The organism is Arthrobacter sp. U41, assembly GCF_007679325.1.
Lineage (GTDB): Bacteria > Actinomycetota > Actinomycetes > Actinomycetales > Micrococcaceae > Arthrobacter.
Genome location: NZ_VEGI01000001.1, coordinates 714,533 through 739,750, shown reverse-complemented (window position 1 = coordinate 739,750; position 25,218 = coordinate 714,533). Strand labels below are relative to the sequence as shown.

The 25,218-nt window shown below is 68.8% G+C and carries 21 protein-coding genes; 15 read left to right on the top strand and 6 right to left on the bottom strand.

The genetic code is table 11. The features are described 5' to 3' along the window. The first annotated feature begins 68 nt into the window (after positions 1-68). From FS787_RS03380 to FS787_RS03360, 5 genes are read left to right on the top strand one after another with little or no spacing between them, the layout of a single operon-like run. A complete protein-coding gene (locus FS787_RS03380; protein WP_186329129.1) occupies positions 69-782 on the top strand; it encodes an NrtR DNA-binding winged helix domain-containing protein in 714 nt (237 codons plus the stop codon). Further along, the gene (gene nadA / locus FS787_RS03375; protein WP_144670893.1) at positions 779-2,092 is read left to right on the top strand and encodes a quinolinate synthase NadA; all 1,314 of its coding nucleotides are present in this window, start codon (positions 779-781) and stop codon (positions 2,090-2,092) included. Before FS787_RS03380 ends, nadA begins: the two co-directional genes overlap by 4 nt. Continuing rightward, on the top strand, positions 2,089-3,981 hold the full coding sequence (locus FS787_RS03370) for an L-aspartate oxidase (RefSeq protein WP_144670892.1): 1,893 nt from the start codon (positions 2,089-2,091) through the stop codon (positions 3,979-3,981). Before nadA ends, FS787_RS03370 begins: the two co-directional genes overlap by 4 nt. Continuing rightward, positions 3,978-4,991 (top strand): carboxylating nicotinate-nucleotide diphosphorylase, encoded by a 1,014-nt coding sequence (nadC, locus tag FS787_RS03365; RefSeq protein WP_144670891.1) that lies wholly within the window; start codon positions 3,978-3,980, stop codon positions 4,989-4,991. Before FS787_RS03370 ends, nadC begins: the two co-directional genes overlap by 4 nt. Beyond that, positions 4,988-6,145 (top strand): cysteine desulfurase family protein, encoded by a 1,158-nt coding sequence (locus tag FS787_RS03360; RefSeq protein WP_144670890.1) that lies wholly within the window; start codon positions 4,988-4,990, stop codon positions 6,143-6,145. The genes nadC and FS787_RS03360 overlap by 4 nt, the downstream gene beginning before the upstream one ends. Before the next feature lie 73 nt (positions 6,146-6,218). Here the strand turns inward: FS787_RS03360 and FS787_RS03355 are convergent, their stop codons facing one another. Both FS787_RS03355 and FS787_RS03350 read right to left on the bottom strand, forming a co-directional pair. Continuing rightward, positions 6,219-6,770 (bottom strand): GtrA family protein, encoded by a 552-nt coding sequence (locus FS787_RS03355; protein ID WP_144670889.1) that lies wholly within the window; start codon positions 6,768-6,770, stop codon positions 6,219-6,221. 4 nt (positions 6,771-6,774) lie between these two features. Further along, positions 6,775-7,449: a DUF1684 domain-containing protein gene (locus FS787_RS03350; RefSeq protein ID WP_144670888.1), complete on the bottom strand. Its 675-nt coding sequence runs from the start codon at positions 7,447-7,449 to the stop codon at positions 6,775-6,777. A gap of 85 nt (positions 7,450-7,534) precedes the next feature. On the opposite strand from FS787_RS03350, the gene FS787_RS03345 reads away from it, so the two are divergent. The 3 genes from FS787_RS03345 (at position 7,535) to FS787_RS03335 (ending at position 10,649) form a co-directional block, all read left to right on the top strand. Beyond that, entirely contained in the window at positions 7,535-8,884 is a 1,350-nt protein-coding gene (locus tag FS787_RS03345) for a M20/M25/M40 family metallo-hydrolase (RefSeq protein ID WP_144670887.1), read from the top strand. 29 nt (positions 8,885-8,913) lie between these two features. Beyond that, on the top strand, positions 8,914-9,756 hold the full coding sequence (locus FS787_RS03340) for a hypothetical protein (RefSeq protein ID WP_186329083.1): 843 nt from the start codon (positions 8,914-8,916) through the stop codon (positions 9,754-9,756). Positions 9,757-9,842: 86 nt separating this feature from the next. Continuing rightward, positions 9,843-10,649 carry a transglutaminase family protein gene (locus FS787_RS03335; protein WP_144670886.1) on the top strand — a complete coding sequence of 269 codons (807 nt, stop codon included), beginning with the start codon at positions 9,843-9,845 and terminating at the stop codon, positions 10,647-10,649. Positions 10,650-10,689: 40 nt separating this feature from the next. Here the strand turns inward: FS787_RS03335 and FS787_RS03330 are convergent, their stop codons facing one another. Further along, complete coding sequence (locus tag FS787_RS03330; RefSeq protein ID WP_144670885.1) at positions 10,690-11,631, bottom strand: AraC family transcriptional regulator; 942 nt, start codon at positions 11,629-11,631, stop codon at positions 10,690-10,692. 275 nt (positions 11,632-11,906) lie between these two features. Between FS787_RS03330 and FS787_RS03325 the strand changes: the two genes are divergently transcribed. From FS787_RS03325 to FS787_RS03305, 5 genes are read left to right on the top strand one after another with little or no spacing between them, the layout of a single operon-like run. Further along, positions 11,907-13,253: a sugar ABC transporter substrate-binding protein gene (locus FS787_RS03325; protein WP_144670884.1), complete on the top strand. Its 1,347-nt coding sequence runs from the start codon at positions 11,907-11,909 to the stop codon at positions 13,251-13,253. Positions 13,254-13,279: 26 nt separating this feature from the next. Then, positions 13,280-14,266, top strand: coding sequence for a carbohydrate ABC transporter permease (locus FS787_RS03320; RefSeq protein ID WP_144670883.1), 987 nt, complete (start codon positions 13,280-13,282; stop codon positions 14,264-14,266). Then, positions 14,263-15,180, top strand: a complete 918-nt coding sequence (locus tag FS787_RS03315) for a carbohydrate ABC transporter permease (protein WP_144670882.1) — start codon at positions 14,263-14,265, stop codon at positions 15,178-15,180. The genes FS787_RS03320 and FS787_RS03315 overlap by 4 nt, the downstream gene beginning before the upstream one ends. Before the next feature lie 43 nt (positions 15,181-15,223). Then, the gene (locus FS787_RS03310) at positions 15,224-16,285 is read left to right on the top strand and encodes an NAD(P)-dependent alcohol dehydrogenase (protein WP_144670881.1); all 1,062 of its coding nucleotides are present in this window, start codon (positions 15,224-15,226) and stop codon (positions 16,283-16,285) included. Positions 16,286-16,308: 23 nt separating this feature from the next. After that, complete coding sequence (locus FS787_RS03305) at positions 16,309-17,271, top strand: carbohydrate kinase (protein ID WP_144670880.1); 963 nt, start codon at positions 16,309-16,311, stop codon at positions 17,269-17,271. 60 nt (positions 17,272-17,331) lie between these two features. Here the strand turns inward: FS787_RS03305 and FS787_RS03300 are convergent, their stop codons facing one another. Then, positions 17,332-17,790, bottom strand: coding sequence for a MarR family winged helix-turn-helix transcriptional regulator (locus FS787_RS03300; protein ID WP_144670879.1), 459 nt, complete (start codon positions 17,788-17,790; stop codon positions 17,332-17,334). Then, positions 17,790-18,917, bottom strand: a complete 1,128-nt coding sequence (locus tag FS787_RS03295) for an LLM class flavin-dependent oxidoreductase (protein WP_144670878.1) — start codon at positions 18,915-18,917, stop codon at positions 17,790-17,792. The genes FS787_RS03300 and FS787_RS03295 overlap by 1 nt, the downstream gene beginning before the upstream one ends. A 211-nt stretch (positions 18,918-19,128) precedes the next feature. Between FS787_RS03295 and FS787_RS03290 the strand changes: the two genes are divergently transcribed. Then, entirely contained in the window at positions 19,129-20,583 is a 1,455-nt protein-coding gene (locus FS787_RS03290; RefSeq protein ID WP_144670877.1) for an MFS transporter, read from the top strand. A gap of 94 nt (positions 20,584-20,677) precedes the next feature. Next, the gene (locus tag FS787_RS03285; RefSeq protein ID WP_144670876.1) at positions 20,678-21,694 is read left to right on the top strand and encodes a M20/M25/M40 family metallo-hydrolase; all 1,017 of its coding nucleotides are present in this window, start codon (positions 20,678-20,680) and stop codon (positions 21,692-21,694) included. A 125-nt stretch (positions 21,695-21,819) separates the two neighbouring features. Here the strand turns inward: FS787_RS03285 and FS787_RS03280 are convergent, their stop codons facing one another. After that, positions 21,820-25,140, bottom strand: a complete 3,321-nt coding sequence (locus FS787_RS03280; RefSeq protein WP_144670875.1) for an efflux RND transporter permease subunit — start codon at positions 25,138-25,140, stop codon at positions 21,820-21,822. Positions 25,141-25,218: the final 78 nt, after the last annotated feature.

Here is a 25,218-nt window from a genome sequence, read left to right as displayed (position 1 = left end):
GGCGGTCGGGCCGGAGCGTCCCGGACAGCCCCAGCGGGCCGGCCTGGAGCCTCAGAAGGCGGGTGACCATCGTTTACACCACAGCAGCCAACGTCTCCGAGCGCCAACTCGCGCCGCCGTCGCTGGCCATCTCCACGGTGATCTTCGCCCTCCGCCCCAGTGAGCGCTCCGGACGGCCCACCCTCTGGATCCCGCTGGTGCGCCGGATCCGCGAACCGTTCAAGGGCCTGTGGGCACTGCCCGGGGGCCCGCTGACCCACTCCGAGTCCCTGCCGGACGCCGCCTCGCGGAACCTGCAGGAGACCACGGGCCTGGCGCCCAGCTACCTCGAACAGCTTTACGCGTTCGGCGGCCTGCACCGTTCGCCCACCCAGCGGGTCGTCTCGATTGTGTACTGGGCGCTGGTGCAGCCCACCGAGGCCGCGCTCGCGGACGAATCCGAAAACGTCAAGTGGTTCCGGGCCGACCGGCTCGGCGAACTGGCCTTCGACCACAACGCCATCATCGACTACGCGCTCTGGCGGCTTCGCAACAAGATGGCCTACGGGTCCATCGCGTACCACCTGCTGGGCGAGTACTTCACCCTCGCCCAGGTCCGGGAGGTCTACGAGGCCGTCCTGGACCGCGAGCTGGACCCGGCCAACTTCCGCCGGCAGGTCAAGGCCACGCCGGAGATCGAAGAAACCGACCAGTACCTGCAGGGCGGCAAACACCGCCCGCCCCGCCTCTACCGCTTTACCGGCCGCCCCGGCCTTGACCCAGACAACAGGAGCACACCATGAGCAGCGTCAATACGGCCATCCAGCTGATCACGCGCGAACAGGCCGCCAGCAGCGCCACGGGCATTGCAGCGACCGCCTCCACCTGCAGCCCCGCGCTGGCCCGCGGACCCTGGGACTACGACCTCGCCGAGGCCCTCGCCGGTGTGCCCGCCTACGGCCCCGGCGCCTCCGTCGCCGACGTCGCCCCCGCCTCAACACCCCGGCAGGGCCAGCTCCCGGAGGAGTACAAGCTGGCCGGCGACGCCGAGCTCGACGCCCGGATCCGCGCCGCCAAAGCGGCACTGGGGGACCGCGCCGTCGTGCTGGGGCACTTCTACCAGCGCGACGAAGTGATCGAATACGCCGACTTCGTGGGGGACTCCTTCCAGCTGGCCAATGCCGCCCTGACCCGGCCCGATGCCGAGGCCATCATCTTCTGCGGCGTGCACTTCATGGCCGAAACCGCGGACATCCTGTCCCGCCCGGACCAGGCCGTGATCCTGCCCAACCTGGCCGCGGGCTGCTCCATGGCGGACATGGCGGACATCGACTCCGTGACCGAGTGCTGGGAACAGCTGGAGGAACTGTACGGCACCGAGCCCGACCCCGACGGCCGGGTCCCGGTCATCCCGGTCACCTACATGAACTCCTCCGCCGCCCTCAAGGGCTTCTGCGGCGAGCACGGCGGCATCGTCTGCACGTCCTCCAACGCCTCCACCGTCCTCGAATGGGCGTTCGAGCGCGGCCAGCGCGTGCTGTTCTTCCCCGACCAGCACCTGGGCCGCAACACCGCCAAGGCCATGGGCGTACCGCTGGAGCAGATGCCCCTGTGGAACCCGCGCAAGGACCTCGGCGGCAACAACGAACAGACCCTGCTCGATTCCCGCGTGATCCTTTGGCACGGCTTCTGCTCGGTCCACAAGCGCTTCAACGTGGGCCAGATCGAAAAGGCGCGCGCCGAGTTCCCGGGCGTCCAGGTGATTGTGCACCCGGAATGCCCCATGGAGGTGGTGGACGCCGCTGATTCCGCCGGTTCCACGGACTTCATCCGCAAGGCCATCGCCGCCGCCACGGAGCCCACCACCTTCGCGATCGGCACCGAGATCAACATGGTCAACCGGCTGGCCGCGGAGTACCCGCAACACACCATCTTCTGCCTGGACCCGGTGATCTGCCCCTGCTCCACCATGTACCGCATCCACCCCGGCTACCTCGCCTGGGTCCTGGAAGCGCTGGTCCGGGGCGAGGTGGTCAACCGGATCACAGTGACGGACGACGTCGCCGCCCCGGCAAAGGTTGCCCTCGAGCGGATGCTGGCGGCACGGCCGTGACCAGGCCCCCGCGGTTGGTGGTTGTCGGCAGCGGCATCGCGGGGCTGTATGCCGCGCTGCTCGCGTCCGACGCGGTCCGAGACGGCGGCCCGGCGTGCGAGGTGGTGCTCCTGAGCAAGGGAACCCTCGAGCAGAGCAACACCTTCTACGCCCAGGGCGGCGTCTCGGCGGTGCTCGCCCCGGGGGAGGCCGCGCCCGGAGACTCCGTAGCGGCGCACATCGCCGACACCCTCGCCGCGGGCGCCGGACTCAACGACCCCGACGCCGTACGGGTCCTGTGCACCGAGGCCGTCCGGGACATCGCGGGGCTGCAACGGTTCGGCGTGCACTTCGACGCCGGACCCGGCGGCGGCCCGGCGCTCGGCCTTGAGGCGGCACACTCGGCCGCCCGCATCCTGCACGCCGGCGGCGACGCGACCGGCGCCCGCATCACCCGCGCCCTGGTCGCCGCCGTCCTGGAGCGCGCCGTCCTCAACCGGACAGGCCAGGGCCGGCTGCGGGTGGAGACCGGCGCGTTCGTCACCGACCTGCTCACTGACCTTCCTGAACCCACCAGCCTCCCCGAACCCGGCCCGACGGCGGGCTCCGCGCGGGTCACCGGCGTGGCCTACCTGTCCCACGGGCAGCCGCGGCAGTTGCAGGCCGACGCGGTGCTCCTGGCCACCGGCGGCGCCGGACGGCTCTTCGCCCGGACCAGCAATCCGGCCGTCGCCACTGCAGACGGCCTGGCCCTGGCCTGGCGGGCCGGAGCGGCGGTCCGCGACCTGGAATTCTTCCAGTTCCACCCCACCACACTCGCGGCGGACGAGGTGCCCGGCGGCCCGCCGGCGCTGCTCATTTCAGAGGCTGTCCGCGGGGAAGGCGCCGTCCTGCTCGACGCCGCCGGCTACCGCTTTATGCCCGACTACCACCCGGACGCCGAACTGGCCCCGCGCGACGTCGTCTCCCGCAGTATTGCCCTGCACCTCGCCGCCACGGGCGCGCCGGCGGACAGCCCGGTTTTCCTGGACGCCCGGGCGATCGAGGCGGCCCGCGGGCCCGGCTTCCTGGCCCGGCGCTTTCCCAGCATCACGGCTGCCACCCGCGCCGCCGGCTACGACTGGACCACGCAGACGCTTCCGGTGTCCCCGGCGGCGCACTACTGGATGGGCGGCGTGTCCACCGACCTGTGGGGGCGCACCACCGTGCCGGGGCTGTACGCAGCCGGCGAGGTCGCGTGCACGGGTGCGCAGGGCGCCAACCGGCTGGCGAGCAATTCACTCCTCGAGGGGCTGGTCTTCGGCCGCCGCGCTGTGGAGGCATTCCTGGGTGGCGTGCCGTCGCACGGCACCGCTGCTCCGCGGGCTCCCCACGATCGCCCTAGCCTCGCAAGCTCGGCCAGGGAACCCGGATCGCGTGGGCCCACGGCCGCTGCCGGCCTCCCCTTGACGCCCGCTTCCGCAGCGCTGTCGCGCGACTCTGTCGGGGAAGAAGCTCTACCGGCGGCCCCTGAGGTTGGTGTTGTGAAGGCTGAGGCTGATTCCGTGCCATTTTCTCGCGAGGCCCTGCGGCGGTTGATGACTGCGGACGCCGGGGTCCTGCGCAGCGGCGATCAGCTGCGGGAGGCGGAGAACGTGCTGGCGTCATGGGCCGCCGTCGTCCGTCCCGGGAACGTGGCGGACGCAGCGGACCCGCGGGAGCACGAGGACCGGAACCTGCTGCTCGCCGCGCAACTTCTCGTGGCGGCCGCCCGGCAGCGGACCGGCTCCGTCGGCGCCCACTACCGGGCCGACGCGACAGCCGCCGCCCCCGCCCTGCTGGTAGCGCCCGCCCGCCCCACCCTGCCGGCCGGCGCGCACGGCCACCGGCCCGCCGCCGCGTCCCGTCCGAAACAAAGGATTTCCTCATGACCGCACCCGTTGCAGCCCCGACCTCTACACGGTCTACTACCGTGGCCACCGCGCGTCCGGCCGCGCCGTCGGCGACCGCCGCGCTCGCAGGCACCCTCCCCGCAGCAGCCGTGGATGCCGTCCTCCGTGCCGCCCTCTTGGAGGACGCACCCTACGGCGACATCACCTCGCAGACGCTCATTCCCGCGGACACGCGTGCGACGGCGGTCCTGGCCGCCCGGGTGCCCGGCGTGCTCAGCGGCGGGGAGGTGTTCGCTGCGGCGATGAAGCTCACTGACCCCGGCGCCGTCGTCGAACTCTTGGTGGCAGACGGTGCCGCCTTTGCCGCCGGAACGGCGCTCGCGAGGGTCTCCGGCAACGCCCGCGCCGTGCTGCTGGCCGAGCGTGTGGCCCTGAACCTGGTTCAGCGGATGAGCGCCATCGCCACCAGGACGGCGGAGTTCGTCGCCCTCGTGGACGGCACAGGGGCGCGCATCACTGATACGCGGAAAACGACGCCGGGCCTGCGGGTGCTCGAACGCTACGCGGTCCGCTGCGGCGGCGGAGCCAACCACCGCTTCGGCCTCTCCGACGCCGTGCTGGCCAAGGACAACCACCTGGCCGTCCTCACCGGGGGAGACCCGTCGAAACTCACCGCGGTGCTGCGTGACGCCAAAGCCCGGCTGGGGCACACCACCCACTTCGAAGTGGAAGTGGACAGCATGGACCAGATCGGGCCCGTACTGGACGCCGGGGTGGACACCATCATGCTGGACAACTTCACCCCCGCGGAGCTGGCCGCGGGGGTGGCCCTGGTGGCCGGACGGGCGCGGGTCGAGGCCAGCGGCAACGTCAACCTGGCCACTGTGGCCGGTATCGCCGCCACCGGGGTGGACGTCATCTCGATCGGCGGACTGACGCACAGCGTGGCCGCCCTGGATCTGGGACTCGACATTGACCTCGGACCCGGCAGGGACCAGCTCCGTGCTGACGGCACCACCGAACAGGCAGCGGGCCGGACCACGCCATGATATTCCTCGACGCCGCGGCCACCACCCCGGTCCGCCGCGAGGTGCTCGAAGCGATGTGGCCGTACCTCAGCGGGGAGTTCGGCAATCCCTCGAGCCACCATTCCCTCGGCGACGCCGCGGCCACGGCGCTTGCCGGGGCCAGGGCAGCGACGGCCAAGGCACTGGGCTGCCGCCCGGGAGAGGTAGTCTTCACCTCCGGCGGCACGGAAGCGGACAACCTCGCCGTCAAGGGCATCGCGCTGGCCCGGCGGGCCGCGGACCCGCGGCTGGACCGGGTGGTGATCAGCGCCGTCGAACATCCCGCCGTGGAGGAATCCGCACGCTACCTGGAGCGCGTGCACGGTTTCGCCGTCGACGTGCTGCCGGTGGATCCGTACGGCCGCGTCACCGAGGCGGCGCTCGCCGCCGTGCTCCGGCCGGAAACCGCCCTGGTCAGCATCATGTACGCCAACAATGAGGTGGGCACCGTGCAGCCGGTCGCCCGGCTGGCCGCGCTGGCCCGGGCGCAGGGCATACCCTTCCACACCGACGCGGTCCAGGCTGCCGGCTGGCTGCCGCTCGACACCGCGGCACTGGGCGTGGATGCCCTAAGCATCTCCGGCCACAAACTGGGAGCCCCGAAAGGCAGCGGGGCCTTGTTCGTGCGGAGCCGCACCCGGCTGGAGCCCGTCATCCACGGCGGCGGGCAGGAACGCGGGCGCCGGTCGGGGACCGAGAACGTGGCCGGGGCTGTGGCGCTCGCGACGGCGCTCACCCTCGCCCGGGGTTCCCAGGGGGACCGTGCGGCGCAGGTCTCCGCCCTGCGGGATGACTTTATCCGCTCGGTACACGCCGGGGTTCCGGGCGCGGTCCTCACCGGCCATCCGGTGGAGCGGCTGCCCTCCGTGGCGTCGTTCTGCTTCCCGGGGACCAGCGGCGAGTCCGTGTTGCTGGAACTCGAGCGCCAGGGCGTCATCTGCTCCAGCGGATCGGCCTGCGCGGCGGGCTCGGACGAGCCGTCGCCGGTGCTGCGCGCCATGGGCATCGAGGCCGAAGTTGCGCAGACCGCAGTGCGCTTCAGCTTCGACACCACCATCACGGCTGCCGAGCTGCAGGAAGCGGCGGCGGCGGTCCGCACCGCCGTCGGCAGCGTCCGTGCCCTCGCCGGCCCCTGACCCCGCGTTGCCCTGTCACTTAATGCTGTTCCGGGGCCCTCAGAGGGACGTTATCTGACAGGGCAACCGGGGTTTAGCGGTGCCGGGCGCGGCGGAAGATCCAGTGCCGCAGCAGGGTGAAGCGCACGGCCGTGGCCGCGAAACCGGCGAGGGTAGTGGTCCACAGCTCGTCGGCCACGGTGGCGGCGGGATTGATCCAGTGCAGGACGCCGAGGCTGCCGCCGGTAATCAGGAGCGCCACGACGATCACGATCAGCCCGTTGAGGTGGTCGCGCTTCATCCGGTGGCGGTCGGTGATTTTGAAGGTCAGCCGCCGGTTCAGGGCGGTGTTCATCTGCGAGGTCAGGATGAGCGCGGTGGCGTTGGCCGGCTGCGAGCCGAAGTACGGCCGGAGGAACGCGTACAGCGCCAGCGACGTCGCCGTGCAGACGACGCCGACGGCGGTAAACCTCAGCAGCTGCCGGACCAGCGGATAGCGCAGGACGCCGCGGTGCCGGCGTCGGACAGGAGCCCGGCCGGAAGGACCGACCGTCCCGACGGCGGAAGGTCCGGGGGCAGATCCGGTGGCGGCGCCGACGGCGGCACTTCCGGGGGCAGGGGTGTGCTGATCGAGCTCTGTGTCCATCCGCTCAGTACAGCTCGCCGACAGGGATCTCCACGGCCAGGCGGTTGGACGGGCCGGCGAGGGGGCATGCCCACGCCTCGTTGTAGGCGCAGGACGCGTTGTAGGCGAAGTTGAAGTCAACGACGAACTCGGCCTCCGCGCCGGACCCCTGCACGCCGTGGAAGGCACCCTTGATGGTGTCCAGCAGGTAGCGGCCCGCGCCGTAGGTGCCGCCCTGCTGTCCGGCCGTGGCATCACGGAAAGGAACAAAAATGCCGCCGCCGTAGCCGCGGAGCTTCCACACGGCGAGCTGGCCCATTTCCGGCAGGTCGAATGTGCCCAGCCGGACAAACCGCACCAGGCCGTCGGTCCCGGTCTCCACGTTCATTTCCCGCCCGGCACCCTCGCTGGTCAGCGGGATGTGGAAGCGGTAGATCGGATCGTAGTCCGCCGTCTTCAGCCCGCCGAAGCTGGACTTGGCGGACGCCGTGAGCGGCGATGCGGGGTGTGTGCCGAACATCCGGTCCCGCTCCTGGCGCCAGTACGAATGCGCCTCGGCCGGATCCTCTGCCGCGATCTTCCGCACGTTGGCGTAGAGCGCAAAGGTCCGGAGCCGCCAGTCCGCGATGTCGACGGCGGAGATGTCCGCCACGCTGTCCTGGTCTCCGAAATCCGTGGAGTCAAAATCCTGATCCGCCATGTCCCCAGCGTATCCCGCTTTCCCGGCAGCGAATCGCGTCCCCGGCGGCGGGCGCCGGGGCCGGCACGGCCGTAGACTTTCGCGCATGCAGAGCACCCCCAGGCCTCCCGCCAGCCGCGCCGCCGCCGCCCTGGCTGAACTTGTGCGGTTCCGCACCGTGTCCTCCCGGCTGGACCACGAGGTGGACGCCGCCGAGTTCGAAGGATTCATCGCAGCGCTGGCCCGCCTGTATCCCGCCGTCCACGCCGCCCTGGACCTCGAACGCGTCACCGGCAGCGCGCTGCTGTTCCGTTGGCCCGGGACCGGGCCGGACCCCGCTGCGCGTCCGACCGTGCTGATGGCCCACTACGACGTCGTGCCCGCGGGCGACCCGGAGGCCTGGACGCACCCGCCGTTTTCCGGGCACATCGACGGCACCCACCTGTGGGGCCGCGGCACCCTCGACGACAAGGGCCAGCTGGTCGCCGTGATGGAGGCGGCAGAATCCCTGCTCGACGCCGGGTTCGCCCCCGCCCGCGACCTCTACTTCTCCTTCGGCAACAACGAGGAGACCGCCGGGGACAGCGCCGCGGCAGCCGCGGCACTGCTCGCCGGCCGGGGAGTGCGGCCCTGGCTGGTGCTGGACGAGGGCGGCGCCGTGGCCGGCGGGGCGTTTCCCGGCGTGAGACGGCCGGCCGCCGTGGTCGGGGTGGCCGAAAAAGGGATCCTCGATGTGGAGCTGCTGACCCGGGACCCCGGCGGGCACGCCTCCACCCCTCCCCGGATGGGCGCGACGGCGCGGCTGGCGCGTGCCATCACCCGGATCGAACGCAGCCCCTTTCCGCAGTCGCTGCCGGACGTCACCGCGGAGATGCTCCGGCGGTTCGGTCCGCACGCCCCGGCGCCGTTGCGGGCAGTGTTCGCCAGGCTGTCCCTGTTCCGCGCCCCGGTGACCCTGCTCTTTGGCCGGATGGGGAATGAGACCAACGCCATGACCCGCACCACCGTCGCCATCACCACCCTGGAGGGCAGCCCCGGCGCCAACGTCCTGGCCGCCACCGCCCGGGCCAACGCCAACATCCGGGTGGCCGTGGGGGAGACTGTCGAGGGGACGGTGGAGCGGCTGCGGCGGATCATCCGGGACCCCAAGGTGGAGCTGCGAGTGGTGGAAGGCAACGATCCCTCCCCGGTCTCGCCCTACTCCGGACCGCAATGGGAGCTGCTGGAGGCCTCCATCACCGAGGTTTTCCCCGAGGCGCTCGTCACCCCCTACATCATGATGGGCGGCACGGATTCGCGTCGTTTCACCGGGATCTGCACCGCCGTGTACCGCTTCGCCCCGTTCTCGATGGACGCCGGGGCCCGGGCCTCCATCCACGCCGTCGACGAAAAGATCCTGCTGGAGACCCTGGAGCGCGGCGTCACCTTCTACGAAACGCTGATCAGGGAACTCTAGGAGGCCCGATGTCCCGCTACGCTGGCACCATGACTGGGACGGACACCTTCCGGCGGCCCGCGGCCCGCGGGCTCCGGACCGCCGCTGCCCTGGTGCTCGCCGCCACGGCGCTGGCCGGGTGCACCGGCGACGGCAAGGGCACGCCCGCCTGGACGGCGGGCGGCAGTCCCGGGGCGAGCGGTGCGCCGTCGGATCCGTCAGTGGAACCCTCCGCGGGCAGCACGACGCCGGGCGCCTCGCCAGGGTCCACCGCCTCGCCAGGGTCCACCGCCTCGCCGTCGCCGGGTTCGACGGCAGCGGACTGGAAGGTCTTTACGGATCCGGCGAAGAAAATCAGTTTCGAGCTGCCGCGGGAATGGATCGCGCAGTCCTTGCCCCCGGAGCAGGGCACCCTGCCCGGCGCACTCAAGATCGAGGTCAAGGACGCCGACGGCGGCTACCTCGCCACCCTGCAGACCGGCCTCCGGCCCCAGCCCGCCCCGGCCTGCGCAGACAAGGCCGCCAAACCCTACGTCGTGGTCAGCAGCATCCCGGTGGACCTGCCGCACCGCGGCGGCGACGGCACCATCGACCCGCGCGTGGTGTTCCGGGTGATCCAGGGCTACAAGTACTTCGGCTCCTACGGCATCACCAACATCGTCGGCGGCACGGAAGGAAAGGCCTGCGTGCTTCAGAACCTGGTCCGCGGCCCCGAGGGCATGGGCGATTACTCCTTCGCGGACCTGACGGCGCTGAAGGCTTTCGCCCCCGACCAGAAGGTTGCCCCGGCCAAGGCCTTCGACACCCTGGACCAGGCGGCCAAATACGCCAACGACGGCTCGGAATTCGCCAACGTCCAGCGGATGCTAATGTCTCTGGAGATCAAAAACTAGTCCCGCACCGCCCGCCGCCCGCACACAGCCGGGCCGGCAGGGACGACGGCGACGCGACCCGCCGCAACCTCACACCCCGGAGATCCATGCACCGCTCTGTAGCCGCCCGCCTGGCCTTCAAGACCGTGGCCGACACCAAGGTCGCCCTGGCGGTGTCCGTGGCACGAAACGCCGGCTACACCAGCTTCGTGGAGTCCCTGTCCGTGACGGCCGGCGGCGAAGATGTCCCGCTGACCGAGCTCTCCGACCACCACGGAGGGCGCTTCCACTACATGGAATTCGCCGAACCCGCCGACGTGCTGGTGGAGTACACCGCCGCCGTGTCGGGGTTCGCGCTGCCGGAGGAACCCCGGCTGATGGAACTCATCCGCTACGTCCGGCCGAGCCGCTACGCCGAGTCCGACCGGCTCCTGCCCACCGCCTACGCGGAATTCGGCGGGCTGCAGGGCGAAGAGCTGGTGAACGCGGTGCGCAACTGGGTCTTCAGCGAGCTGCGCTACATCAGCGGATCCTCCCGCGGGACCGACGGCGCCGTCGAGACGCTGCTGCACCGCCGCGGGGTCTGCCGCGACTTCGCCCACCTGGCCATCTCCCTGCTGCGCGCCAAGAACGTACCGGCCCGGCTGGCCGCCGTGTACGCCCCTGGGCTGAACCCCATGGACTTCCACGCCGTGGCCGAAGCCCACGTCAACGGTGCCTGGCACGTCATCGATCCCACCGGACTGGCTCCCCGGGAGAGCATGCTGCGGATAACCGCCGGCCGGGACTCCTCGGACACCGCGTTCCTGTCGACGGTGGGCGGCAGCCTATCGCTGACGCAGCTGCAGGTGACCGCCGTCGTCGACGGCGACCTGCCGGACGAGGACCCGGCGAAGCCGGTCATCCTCCACTAGGGATGGTCCGCCAGGCACGCCTCGGTCCCGACCGGCACGATCACAACTGGACGCGCTGGCGGTAATGGCGCGGGGTAACGCCCGCGTCATTCAGGAAATGCCGGTTGAAGTTGGAGAGATTCGAGAAGCCGACTTCGTAACAAATGTCGGAGATCGCTTTGTCGCTGTGTTCCAGCAGGCGCCGTGCGTGGGCGAGCCGCAGTTTGCGGACCAAATCGCTGAAGTTCTGGCCGGTGGCGCGTTTGAAGTATTTCGAAAACGTCGGCTCTGACATCCCTACCAGCGCGGCGGCCTCGGACATCTTGACGCTGCCGGCGTGGTTGCTGAAGACGTATTCGAGGACGATGTCCACCACGGCCGCGGCCTGGCCGTCCAGCTGGGGCCTGAACCATTCGTCGGCCAGGTAGCGCCGTTCCTCCTGCGGTGCGCGGGCAAGTGTCCCCAGCAGCTCAAAAAGATGGTGCAGCCGCTCCAACCCGGTGGATGCGCCCATCGCGTCGATGGACGCGGCGGCCGTCCGGGCCGTCCGTCCCAGGAACTCGATTCCGCGGGAGGACTGTTCCAGCAGCGGTTTGACCTCGGCCATTTCAGGAATGATCGACGCCGCCTGTTCAACCCACTTTCCGTCGAACTGGATGAGGGCGTCCCTGCCCTGGAGGACTTCTCCGGGCTCGAGGTCGCTGACCCAATCGTGCGGCAGCCCCGACCCCACCAGCACAACGTGTCCGGCCTCGAAGGTCCCGATGTGGTCTCCCACGATGAACTTTCCGGTGCCTTTCCGGATCAGGTGCAGCTCGTACTCAGGATGGTAGTTCCAACGTGCCACCGGACTGGGGTAGTCGTGCTCATGCCACCGGACCGAATGGTTCGGGTCTTCCGGGATGACTTCCCGGTTGGCGTGCATGCCCAGCAGTCTTTCTGCAAGCCGGGCAGCCGCACTGTCGACTGGGTCTGCGCCGCCGCTGGGATCTGCTGCGCTCATCCTGGTTCTCCCTAGGTCAAGGTTATGAAATAGCGACAGCCTTTGTGCTACCTGCTCCTAGCGTAGCGCCCGGCCGGGCGCAGGTGCGGAAAATTAGTATCAGAAACTGGCAACCACGGCGCTAGTTGTGCCCTATCCCACGGGCCTAATCTTGAGGAACATCAGCGAGGCGCCCCGGCTTCCAGCCCAGGTCCCGCATTCGGCGCCGCACCCCGACACAGGCAGTCGGAGCGCAGGTCGCATTGCATCCCCCGAAAGAACAAAGGAGTCCTTGAATGCGCGCAAAAACACGCGTCGCCGCGTTGGCCGCAGGTGCCCTCTGCGTGGCCATCAGCGCCTCGGCCTGTGCAGGTGCAGGCGGAGGAAATTCGGCAGGTGACCCGAATGCCATCAATGTCCTGATGGTGAACAACCCCCAGATGGAGGACCTGCAGCGGCTCACGGCGGAGAACTTCACCCAGAAAACCGGCATCAGGGTCAACTACACCGTCCTGCCGGAAAACGACGTCCGCGCCAAGATCAGCCAGGAATTCTCGAGCCAGGCCGGCCAGTACGACATTGCGTCGCTGTCCAACTACGAGATTCCGTTCTACTCCGCGAATGGCTGGCTGGCACCGCTGGACCATGTGGCCCAGGATCCCGAGTTCAACCAGGCGGACATCCTGCCGGCCTACACGGCCTCGCTGACCGGCACGGACGGAAAGCTCTACGGCGAACCGTTTTATGGAGAGTCCTCCTTCCTGATGTACCGGAAGGACATCTTCGACGCCAAGGGCCTGACCATGCCGGAGAAGCCCACCTGGGATGAGGTCGCAGCCTTGGCCGCACAGGCCGACGGCGCCGCCCCGGGCATGAAGGGGATCTGCCTGCGCGGCCAGCCCGGCTGGGGCCAGGTCTTCGCACCGCTGACCACGGTGGTGAACACCTTCGGCGGGACATGGTTCGACAAGGACTGGAACGCGCAGGTCAACAGCCCGGAATTCACCGCAGCAGTCGAGTTCTACACCAAGCTGGTCCGGGACCACGGTCCGGCGGGGGCCGCCCAAGCCGGGTTCACCGAGTGCCTGAACAACATGAGCCAGGGCAAGGTCGCCATGTGGTACGACGCCACCTCAGCGGCCGGCGCCCTGGAATCAGAGGCCTCCCCGGTGAAGGGAAAGATCGGCTACGCCCAGGCCCCGGTAAAGGAAACCAAGTCCTCGGGCTGGCTGTGGACCTGGTCCTGGGCCGTGCAAGCGGCCTCCAAGAAGCAGGATGCCGCCGGCAAGTTCATCGCCTGGGCGAGCTCGAAGGAGTACGAGGAACTGGTTGCGTCCAAGCTCGGCTGGTCCAAAGTCCCGTCCGGCAAGCGCATCTCCACCTACGAGAACACCGAGTTCCAGCAGGCCGCACCCTTCTTTGAAGCCGAACGCTTCGCCATCGAGAACGCCGATCCGACCAACCCCGGCGTCCAGCCGCGGCCGGCCGTGGGTATCCAGTTTGTCGGTATTCCCGAGTTCGCCGCCCTGGGCACCAGGGTGTCCCAAGGCGTGAGCTCTGTCATCGCCGGCCAGGGGACTGTCGCCGACGCCGTCGCCAAGGGGCAGGAAGCCGCGCAAAAAGTCGGCGACAAGTACAAGTAGCCACAACCCAACTGCAGGAGAACATCATGACTAACGCAGCGACGCGCGTCTCCCGGCACGGGAGCACCACAGCCAAACCTTCAAGAGACACCGGAGACACCAGAGATACAAGAGCACGGGAACGCGCCGTGGCCTGGGTACGGCGTGCACCGCTGTTGCCGGCCCTGATCTTCCTCATCATTGTCACCCAGCTTCCGTTCGTGGTGACCCTGTTCATCTCATTCATGAACTGGAACAGCCTCAGCCCGGACACGACCGGGTTTGCCGGGTTCGATAACTACATCCAGGTCCTCACCGATCCCTACTTTCTGCAGGCGATCGTCACCACCATCGTCATGACCGTCTCGGTGGTCCTGGCCAGCCTGCTCCTCGGCCTTGGCCTGGCCCTGCTCCTGGACAAGAAGTTCATCGGCCGCGGACTGGCACGGACCCTGCTGATCGCCCCCTTCCTCGTAGTGCCGGTGGCTGCGGCGCTCATCTGGAAGCACGCCATTCTCAACCCCGTATACGGCCTGATCAACGGCACGCTCACCTGGGTCTGGTCGCTCTTCGGCAGCGACGCCCCGCCGCAGACTGACCTGCTGTCCTCGGCGCCCCTGCTGGCGATCATCATGTCGCTGGTCTGGCAGTGGACACCATTCATGATGCTCATCTTGCTCGCCGGCCTGCAGTCCCGTCCCATGGACACGGTCGAAGCCGCCCAAATGGACGGAGCCACTCCCTGGGCGATTTTCCACCACCTCACCCTGCCGCACCTGAGGCAGTATCTGGAACTCGGCGGCCTGCTCGGAGCCATCTACATCGTGCAGAACTTCGACGCCGTCTTCACCCTCACCTCCGGCGGCCTGGGCACGGCCAACCTTCCCTACGCCATCTACGAGACGTTCTACTACGCCAACGAATACGGCCTGGCGTCCGCCGCCGGCGTCGTGGTGGTCATCGGCACCATCATCGTGGCGACCTTCGCACTCCGCACCGTTTTCTCGCTCTTCAAGAAGGAGGCAGCACGATGAGCACGCTCACCCCCACCGAGCGCCGGGCATCCGTCCCCGGCCCGAACGTCCGCAGTACGGGTTCACGGCGCCGCGGCAAGTCCCGCATGGACCCCACCCGGAACAACACGGCCGCCGGCATCGCGGCCTGGCTGCTGGCCCTGCTGTTCGCAGTGCCGGTCCTGTGGATGATCCTGACGTCCTTCCACTCGGAAACGGACGCCGCGACCAATCCGCCCTCCATCGCCGCTGACCTCACGCTGGACGCGTACCAGGAGTTCTTCGGGGCAACGTCCGGGGTCAGCCCGTGGCCGTCACTGATCAACTCCGCCACCGCCTCGATCTTCTCCACCGTCCTGGTGCTGCTGCTGGCGATCCCGGCCGCGTACGCCCTGTCGATCCGTCCGGTGAAGAAGTGGTCCGACGTGATGTTCTTCTTCCTCTCCACCAAGATGATGCCGGTCGTCGCCGCGGTCCTGCCGCTTTACCTCGTCGCCAAAAACATCGGCGCGCTGGACAACATCTGGTTCCTGGTCCTGATGTACACCTCGATGAACCTGCCCATCGCCGTGTGGATGATGCGGTCCTTCCTCGACGAAGTGCCGGTCGAAATGCTGGAGGCCGCCCAGATTGACGGCGCGGGCCTGCTGCTGACACTCCGCAAGGTGGTGGCCCCCGTGGCAATGCCCGGCATCGCCGCCACCGCCCTGATCTGCTTCATCTTCAGCTGGAACGAACTGCTCCTGGCCCGGGTCCTCACCGGCGTCGTGGCCGGCACCGCCCCGGTCTTCCTCACCGGCTTCGTCTCCGGCCAGGGACTGTTCCTCGCCAAGGTCTGCGCAGCCGCCGTCGTGGTCTCCCTGCCGGTGCTGTTCGCCGGCTTCGCCGCCCAGGACAAGCTCGTCCAGGGCCTCTCCCTCGGCGCCGTCAAATAGCCGGCGCCACCCCTCCGATTTTTGTAGGAAAAGGATTACTTCGATGACAACCTCAACCGCACAGTCCCGCACCCCCGGACATCCGGACGTACCCGCCACGATGCGCGCCGCCGTCCTCAAGCGCCAGGACCAGATGGCTCTGGAGACCCTCACCGTCCCGCAGCTCGAACCGGACCAGGTCCTGGTACAGGTCGCCGCCGTCGGCGTCTGCGGCAGCGATGTCCACTACTACGAGCACGGCCGGATCGGCGACTACGTCGTGGACCACCCGCTGATCCTCGGCCACGAACTTTCCGGACGGGTCGCCGCCGTCGGCAGCGCCGTGGACCCCGCCCGCATCGGCCGGCGGGTCGCCGTCGAGCCCCAGCGGCCCTGCCGCACCTGCAAGCAGTGCAAAGCGGGACGATACAACCTGTGCCCCGACATCGAGTTCTACGCCACGCCGCCGGTCAACGGCGCCTTCGCCGAATACGTCACCATTCAGAGCGACTTCGCCTATGACATCCCGGACAGCGTCAGCGACGAGGCGGCCGCCCTCATCGAACCGCTCTCCGTCGGCCTCTGGGCCTGCGAACGCGCCGGAATCAAGCCCGGCAGCCGCGTCCTGATCGCCGGCGCCGGCCCGATCGGCATCATCGCCGCCCAGGCCGCCCGCGCCTACGGCGCCGCCGAAATCTACATCACCGACATCGCCGAGGACCGCCTCGCCTTCGCCCTGGAACACGGCGCCACGCACACCCTGAACGCCCGGACGGACAGTGTTGAAGGGCTCGACGTCGACGCGTTCATCGACGCGTCCGGCGCCCCGCAAGCGGTCCGCTCCGGCATCAAGGCCGTGGGACCGGCCGGCCGGGTCATCCTGGTGGGGCTCGGGGCCGACGACGTCGAGCTCCCCGTCTCATATATCCAGAACCGGGAGATCTGGCTCTCCGGAGTCTTCCGCTACACCAACACCTGGCCGCTGGCCATCCGGCTGATCGCGGACGGCAAGGTGGACCTGGACATCCTGGTCACCGGCAGGTACGCCCTGGCCGACGCCGAAGAAGCGCTCAAAGCCGGCAAACAACCCGACCAGCTTAAAGCGGTCGTTTACCCCGGCCGCTGAGAAGAAGACAGCAGGGAAGAGCCATGCCAGCAAACGAAGTTACGGTGGTCGTTGTCGGCGAGTCACTTGTCGACATCATCAGCGATCCCCGCCAGCCGGAGGCGATCCAGGCCCACCCGGGCGGCAGCCCGCTCAACGTGGCGGTCGGGGCCGCGCGCCTTGGCCTGCGGACGACCCTGGTGACCCACTACGCCGATGACCGGCGCGGGCTTGAGATCGACGAACATCTGCGAGCGAACCGCGTCCAGGTGATCAACGGCGGAACCGCGACGACGTCGACGGCCCTGGCCGAGCTGGGGCCGGAGGGTGCCGCCCGCTACACCTTCTCCATCACCTGGGAACTCGACGGCGCCGCCCTGCCGGCCCTCGCCGCCGTCGAAGGTCCCGCCCACGTCCACACGGGATCAATCGCAACTGCCCTCCCGCCGGGGGACCAGACCACGCTCGCACTCGTGCGGGCCGCCCGTGAGCACACGACCGTCAGCTACGATCCCAACTGCCGCCCCGGCATAAGCCTCGATGCTGCCGCAGCGCGCCGGCAGGCCGAACTCTTCGTCGCAGCCAGCGACGTCATCAAAGCCAGCGACGAAGACCTCCGCTGGCTCTACCCGGACAGGACCCCGGAGGAAACCCTGGAACACTGGCTGGCGCTCGGCCCATCGGTCGTCGCCTTGACCCGAGGAGCCGCCGGACCGGTCATCCTGTCCCGAAACGGGCGCGTGGAGATGGTTGCTGACTGCATCACCGTGGCGGATACTGTGGGCGCCGGCGACTCCTTCATGGCTGGTCTCCTCTCCGGGCTCGCGCAGTTCGCAGCACTCGGGGCCGGCGGCAGGACACGGCTGAATAGCCTGACGCGGGATGAACTTCATGCTTTGGCTGCCTACGCCAACCGCGCGGCAGCGATCACGTGTTCCAGGCCAGGCGCAAATCCGCCCCGGAAGGACGAACTCGGCCCGATGTCCGCTGGTCTACCGAAGGAGTGAAGCCCCTGCTCGTCGTCAACCCGCTCAGGCGCGCCACCGAGGCTAAGGCCGACGTGACGCTCAGCGCGCGGCCACCGAGGCGCGCAGCTTCTCGGTGAGGCGCAGCAGTTCCTGCTGCTCGGCCGCCGACAGGGCCGGGCCCACCAGAGCTGCGATGTCGCGGACATGCTCGCGGCCGATCTTCTTCTGCAGCTCCAGGCCCGCTTCGGTGAGCCGGACCAGGACGCCGCGTCCGTCGTCGAGGGCCGGCCTCCGCTCCACGAGGCCCCGTTTTTCGAGCCGCTCCACCAGCCGGCTCAGGCTGGACTGGCTCAGCAGGACGTGGTCGTTGAGCTCGTTCTGGCGGAGCCAGCCGGACGGGCAGCGCGAGAGCGTGAAGAGCACGTCGTACTCGTTGACGGCCAGGGACTTGAACGCCGGGCCGGCCTGCAGCCTGCGCATCACCGCCACCTGGGCGCGGAACAGGGATTCCCAGGTTTCCGCGGCCAGGCGCACCGGTGATTCGGTGGGGGCTGACATTACGCGCCGCCCTGCGCCGCGGCGTGGCTGGCGGTGGCTGACTGCCCGGCCGCGGCGAGGGACGCTGCGACCCGGCCGGCGTGGGTGGGCGGTTCGGGCACATGGGCCGGGGTCTTCTCGGCGTATTCCTTGCGCAGGACCGGCAGGACCTCTTCGCCGAACAGGTCCAGCTGCTCCAGCACGGTCTTCAGCGGCAGGCCGGCGTGGTCGATCAGGAACAGCTGGCGCTGGTAGTCGCCAAAGTATTCGCGGAACGTCAGGGTCTTCTCGATCACTTCCTGCGGGCTGCCGACGGTCAGCGGGGTCTGCGAGGTGAAGTCCTCGAGCGACGGGCCGTGGCCGTACACCGGCGCGTTGTCGAAGTAGGGGCGGAACTCCTTGACCGCGTCCTGCGAGTTCTTCCGCATGAAGAACTGTCCGCCGAGGCCCACGATCGCCTGGTCTGCCTTGCCGTGGCCGTAGTGCTCGTAGCGTTCGCGGTAGAGGCCGATCAGCTGCTGGTAGTGCTCCTTGGGCCAGAAGATGTTGTTCGCGAAGAACCCGTCGCCGTAGTACGCGGCCACTTCCGCGATCTGCGGCGTGCGGATCGAACCGTGCCACACGAAGGGGGCGACGCCGTCGAGCGGGCGTGGGGTGGAGGTGAAGTTCTGCAGCGGCGTGCGGTGCTTGCCGGACCAGTTGACGGTGTCCTCGTCCCAGAGGCGGCGCAGCAGGGAGTAGTTCTCGATCGCGAGCTCAATCCCGTCCTGGATGTTCTTGCCGAACCATGGGTAGACGGGGGCGGTGTTGCCGCGGCCCAGGACCAGGTCCACACGGCCGTCGGCCAGGTGCTGGAGCATCGCGAAGTCCTCGGCTATCTTCACCGGATCGTTGGTGGTGATCAGCGTGGTGGCCGTGGACAGGATGATGCGCTCGGTCTGCGCCGCGATGTACGCCAGGGTGGTGGTGGGGGAGGAGGAGAAGAAGGGCCGGTTGTGGTGCTCGCCGAGGGCGTAGACATCCATACCGATTTCCTCAACCTTTTTGGCGATCGCCACGGACGCTTTGATGCGCTCGTGTTCCGTCGGGGTGCGGCCCGTGGTGGGGTCGGTGGTGATGTCGCTGACGCTGAATACGCCGATCTGCATGATGTGCCTTTCCGTGGCCGGAGACTTCCGGGAGCTGTTTCCTACTATATCCGATGTACATGCATTTGCATCTATCGACCGGTACAACGCCCACCGCGTCCAGATATTCCCCGCCCGGCCGCGGCCGTGTTTCCCGCCGATCGCGAGGCGCGGGCCTAGGATGCAAACCATCGGCTGGCCTCCAGGTGCTCAGCCCGCCCGGAAGGTTGCCATGCGCCGCGTCCTCGCTTTTCTGTGTCTGGTCGAGATCACCAGCGGGATCCTGCAGGGCTACTACACGCCCATCCTCACCGACATCGCCCGGCACCTGGACATCCGCGACGGCGACGTCAACTGGTTCGAGGCCGCGCAGCTGATGGTCAGCGCCCTGGCCGTCCCCGTCCTGGCCAAACTCGGCGACATGTACGGGCACCGCAGGATCCTGCTGGTCTCCACCGTGCTGACCGCCGCGGCATCCTGGGGCGTGGCGCTCGCGCCTGACTTCTGGACCTTCCTGGCGGCCTGGTCCCTGCAGGGCTTCTACGTGGTCTGGCTGCCGCTGGAGATCGCGCTGATCTTCAGCCGGGTGCACCAACTGCCCGACGGCGCCGCCCGCACCCGCCGCGCCGCCGGGCTCCTGGTCGGCGCGCTGGAATTCGGCGTCATCGCGGGCGCCCTGGCCGCGGGTGCCCTCGTGGAGATCCTCGCCGGCCAGCTGCAGCTCGTGCTGATGATCCCCGCCGTGGCCGTCACCGCCTGCTGGTTCGCCATCCGCTTCGGTGTCCCGGAGTCCACCGAACGCAGCGGCGGACGGGTGGACACGCGCGGCTTCAGCCTGCTCGCCGTCGGGCTTCTCTTGATCACGTCCGGGCTGACCTTCATGCGGCTCAACGGCCCCGGCGCGTGGTGGCCGTGGCTGCTGGTGGCCGCCGGCATCCTCGTCTTCATCCCGTTCACGCGCTACGAGCTGCGCCGTGAGGACCCGCTGGTGGATATCCGGATGCTGCGCAGCAAATCCATGTGGCCGGTCCAGCTGACCGCCGGCCTGTTCGGCGTCTCCGTGCTCGGCGCGCAGGCCCCGCTGTCCACATTCGCCAGGACGGACCCTGCCATTCACGGCTACGGGCTGGGGCTGCGAGCCGGCCAGGTCTCCATCATCATCGGCGTTTATGTGCTGGCACTGCTGGTGGGTGCGCTGCTCTACCCGCTGGTGACGCGGCGGCTGACCCCGCGCTGGACGCTCGTCTGCGCAGCCGTGCTGGTGGGCGCGGGGTATCTCTTGTTCCTGCCGTTCCACGGCAGCCTGGCCGAGGCCCTGGTCAACATGGCCATTGCAGGCATCGGCTCCGGCGCCCTCGTTGCCGCGCTTCCCTCCGCGGCGGCCGCCGCCGCTCCCCTCAACCGGACCGCGATGGCCACCGGTCTGACCAACACCACCAAAACGATCGGCGGAGCCTTCGCATCCGCGGTGTTCGGCATCGCCCTGCTGAGCCACGTCCTCGGCGAAGCCGGGGCCGTCGCGGCCGGGGCCGGCGAAACCGCGGCGCCGCTGGCCGGGTACCTGACGGTGTGGGCCGTCTGCGGCGTGACCGGCCTCGCCGCCGCCGGGGTGCTGGTCCTGGTGCCGAGGCTGGCGTTCTCCGATCCGGCGCCCGCCGTTGCCCCGCTTCCCGCCGGCTCTCACTAAGCCTGTTCGCACTAGGCCTGTTCGCACTAAGTGAGGCCTTACTCTTCCTCTGGAGCGGCCGGGGCGCTATCTTCGTAGCCTGGAGGCTGCCCACATGACGAAGAAACTCGGACGGACCGCGGTGGCAATCCTGGTTGCCGTCAGCCTCTTGTCCTTCGCGTGCACCGCCCGGCGGCTGGAGCCGGGAGACGGTCCGGACGCGCGGGCAGTGCTGGAGGCCTTCACGACCCGGGGACTGAGTGACCACCTCGAGGCGCTGCAGCGGATCGCTGATAACAACGATGGAAACCGCGCGACGGGGACCTCCGGGTATGAGGCATCCGCCCGCTACGTCGAGGAACAGTTGCGCGCGGCCGGGTACACGCCCGTCCGGCAGACCTTCACCTTCGAGGAGAACCGCAGGAACCGGGACCAGGTGGAGAGCTTCAATATTCTTGCCGAGACCGGGGGCAGCGCCGCCAACACCGTGGTGGTGGGCGGCCATCTGGACTCCGTACGCAGGGGTCCGGGCATCAACGACAACGCCAGCGGCGTCGCTGCCGTCCTGGAGACCGCCCTGTGGTTCAAGGAAGCCGGGATCACCCCAGCCAACCGGGTGGTCTTCGCGTTCTGGGGTGCTGAAGAGGACGGACTCTACGGTTCCCAGCACTACGTCGACCAGCTCAGCAACGCCGAAAAGGACGGGACCCTGGCGAACCTGAACGTGGACATGGCGGCCTCTCCGAACGGTATACGGTCCTTCCACGACGGCGACGGGTCCGATTTCGGTGACGGCGGGCCGGAGGGCTCCAAGGAGATCGAGGACGTCTTCTTCCGCTTCTTCGAGGCGAACTCGCTGCCGGCGGAAACCACACCCTTCGAAGCCGGCGACTCCGACTACGACGCGTTCCTGCAGGCCGGGATTCCCGCCGGCGGCCTGTTCAGCGGTGATGAGGAAAAGAAGTCCGACGCCCAGGCGCAGTCCTACGGCGGCACGGCAGGCCAGGACCTCGATCCGTGCTACCACCGAGCCTGCGACACCATCGGCAACACCGACACCGAACTGCTTCAGGAGATGACGGGCGCCTTGGCCTACGCCACGGTGTCCCTAGCCATGGCTACGCGGGGCTAAACCCCGCTGCCCTTGCTAACTACTACTGCAGCCCGCAGGGGTGGTGCAGACCTTCTCGCCAGAGAGCGGCTCGGCGGAGCTGGCGGCGTACTACACCGTCCGCCAGGACGCCGGCCCGCGGGCTGCTAGTGCGAGCCGGTGGGAACGGGCGCGTCCTCGGGCAGGTCGTCCGGGAAGTCGTCCGGGACAGCCCCGGGAGCCGCCCGGCGGCCACGGGCACCGGCACGGGCCGGGCCGGCATCCGCCCCCGCAGCAGCACCATTACCAGGACCGTCTCCTGTACGCGCTGCGGCCTTCCGTTCGCGCCGGCCCTCGACCAGCCGGTACAGCACGGGCACCAGGACCAGGGTCAGCGCGGTGGAGGAGATCAGGCCGCCGATCACCACGATGGCGAGCGGCTGCGAGATAAAACCTCCGCCGCCGGTCAGGCCCAGGGCCATCGGCGTCAGGGCGAACACGGTGGCCAGCGCCGTCATCAGGATGGGCCGGAGGCGCTGGCGCGCGCCGTGTGTGATCGCGTCCGCCACGTTCATGCCGGGTTCGCCGTTCCGCGGCTGGCGGTACTGGTTGATGAGGTCGATCAGCACAATAGCGTTTGTGACCACGATGCCCACCAGCATCAGCATGCCGATAAGTGCAGGCAGTCCAAGCGGCACCCCGGTGATCAGCAGCAGGCCGATGGCGCCGGTGGCCGCGAAGGGCACCGAGACCAGCAGGATCAGCGGCTGGACGAGCGACTTGAACGTGGCCACCATGATCACGTAGACGATCGCGATGGCCGCCAGCAGCGCGAGGCCGAGCTGGGAGAACGATTCGGCCTGCTGGGTGGTGGCTCCACCGATCTCCGCGGTGACGCCCGGCGGCAACTGGACTGTCTTGAGCCGGGCCTGCACTTCGGTGCTCACCGCGCCGAGGTTGGCGCCCGACGGCGTGACGGACACGCGTGCGGTCCGCTGGCCGTTGCTGGCGGTGATGGAGACGGGGACATCCACCTGTTCCACGGAGGCGATGCTGGACAGCGGCACGGGACCGGCCGCCGTCGGCAGCGGGGTCCGCTTGACGGCGTCGATGCTCGTGAAGCGGGTGCCTTCACCGATGCGAACCGGGAAGTCGTTGGTGTCGATGCGCACGGTTCCGGCAGGGATCGGGCTGATGGTGGAGGCGAGCACGCCTGCCACTTGTTCCTCGGTCAGGCCGGCGGCGACGGCTTTGGCGCGGTCCACCTTGACCTGGACCACGGGCTGGCTGGCGGCCAGGTTCGTGGCCACCTCGGATGCACCGGGGACGCCGTCCATGGCCTTGACCATGGCGTCGCTCGCGGTCCGGAGATCGGCGGTGGTGGCGGCCTTGAGGGTGATGTCCACGGTGGACGACGTGCCGAACCCGCCCTGCTGCGAGCCCACCGTGATCTTGCCGGAATCGGGGACGCCGGCCAGCTGGCTGCGGACGGTGTCCTTGAGCCGGGCCTGGTTGGCCTTCTCCTCGGTCACCACGGTGAAGGTGGAGTTGGAGGCGCCGGAGGACAGCAGCGCGGAGAACCCGGTCTGGGCGTTGCCGGTGGTGACCTGGACGTCCTTAACGCCGTCGATCTCCCGCAGGACGTCCTCCACCTTGACCGCAGCAGCGCTGGCTTCGGACAGGCTGGTGCCGGCGGGCAGGGCCTGCCGGACCGTCATGCTGTTTTCGCCGGAGCTGCCCAGCAGGTCGGTGGCCAGCAGCGGGGTCATGGCGGCGGTGGCGCCCAGCACCAGCGCCGCCGCAATGAGGGTCACCACCGGGTGCTTCTGGGTTTTGGTCAGAACCGGGAGGTAGCCGCGCTGCAGGACGGTGCGTTGCTCGGCCTCGTGGGCCTTCGCCGCGATCTCCCGGGCGGTCATCTCCCGGGCGGCGGTCTCACGGCCCGTGGCGTCCGAAACTGTGGCGTCCGGAACCGTGTCCGGGGCTGCGGCGCTACTGGCTGCGGCCGAATTTTCGGCGGGGTTCCGCAGGAACCAGTAGGCCAGCACCGGCACGATTGTCAGGGAGACAAGCAGCGAGGACAGCAGGGCGATGGTGACCGTCAGCGCGAACGGGCGGAACAGCTCACCGGCCAGGCCGGCCACAAAGGCGATCGGCAGGAAGACGGCCACCGTGGTGAGGGTGGACGCCGTGATGGCGCCGGCCACCTCGCGGATGGACGTCTGGATCGCGGTGATCTTCGCCTCGCCGTAGCTCAGGTGGCGTTTGATGTTCTCAATCACCACGATTGAGTCGTCCACCACGCGGCCGATCGCGATGGTGAGGGCGCCGAGGGTCAGGATGTTCAACGAGTAGCCCGTGGCCGAGAGCCCGATAAACGTGATCAGCAGGGACAGGGGAATGGAAACGGCCGTCACCAGGGTGGCGCGGACGGACATCAGGAACACCAGGATCACTCCGACGGCGAAGCCCAGGCCCAGCAAGCCCTCCGTGGTGAGGTCCTTGATGGACTTTTCGATGAACGGCGCCTGGTCGAAGATCGGCGTGAACCGGGCGTTGGAGCCGAGTTCGGCTTCGAGCTGGGGGAGGGCGTCCTTCACCGCGTGGGAGATGCCGACCGTATCGCCTTCGGGTTTCTTCGTGACGGACAGGGCCAGGGTTTCCTTGCCGTTGGTCCGGGTGATCGAGGTGCGGGCGTCCTCGGCGATGCTGACGTCGGCGACGCCGCCGATCGTTGCGGCTTTGCCGGCGCCGCCCAGCGGGAGCGCCTTGATGGCGTCGAGCGAGTCCACCGGGCTGCCGATCTGCAGCGACAGCGTCTTGCCCTGGTCCTCGATGGTCCCGGCCGGAACCAGGTCCCCGTTGTTCGTCAGCGCATCGCGGATGGACTGGACGCTGGCGGCGGAGGCAGCCATGGCCGCGGGCCGGGGCAGGATTTTGATGTGCTGCGTGGCGCCGCCGGTCACCTCGGCGCCGCGGACGCCGTCGAGCTTCTGCAGCTGCGGGACGGTGAGCCGGGCGAGATCGGCGTTCAGCTCGCTGAGGGGCTTGTCGGAGGAGACGGCGAGGAACACGATCGGGAAATCGCTGATGCTGCCCGCGATGGCCTGGGGCTCGACGTCGTCCGGCAGCGACCGCTTGGCGTTGGAGATGGCCCGGTCGATCTGGTTCCGTGCCCGGTCAAGGTTCGAACCATAGGTGAAAGACAGGCTGATCTGGGAAACGCCGTTGCGGGAGGTGGACGACGTCGACTCCAGGCCTTCGACGCCTTTGAGGGCCGTTTCCAGCGGAGCGCTGACCTGCTTGTCCACGACTTCGGGCGAGGCTCCCGGCATCGAGGTGATGACCGTGATCTGCGGAAACTCGATGGACGGGATGAGCTCCTGCTTGAGCGAGGACATCGTAATCACGCCGAACACCGACGCGAAGACGGTGATCAGCGCGATCAGGGCCCGGTTTGCCAGCGACAGCTTTGCGAGCCGGAACATCTTATGGTCTCCTGATGGGTCGGCGGACGTGATTCGACGGGATCAAAGCTGCACAGCGATCAAAACGGCTCCAACCCG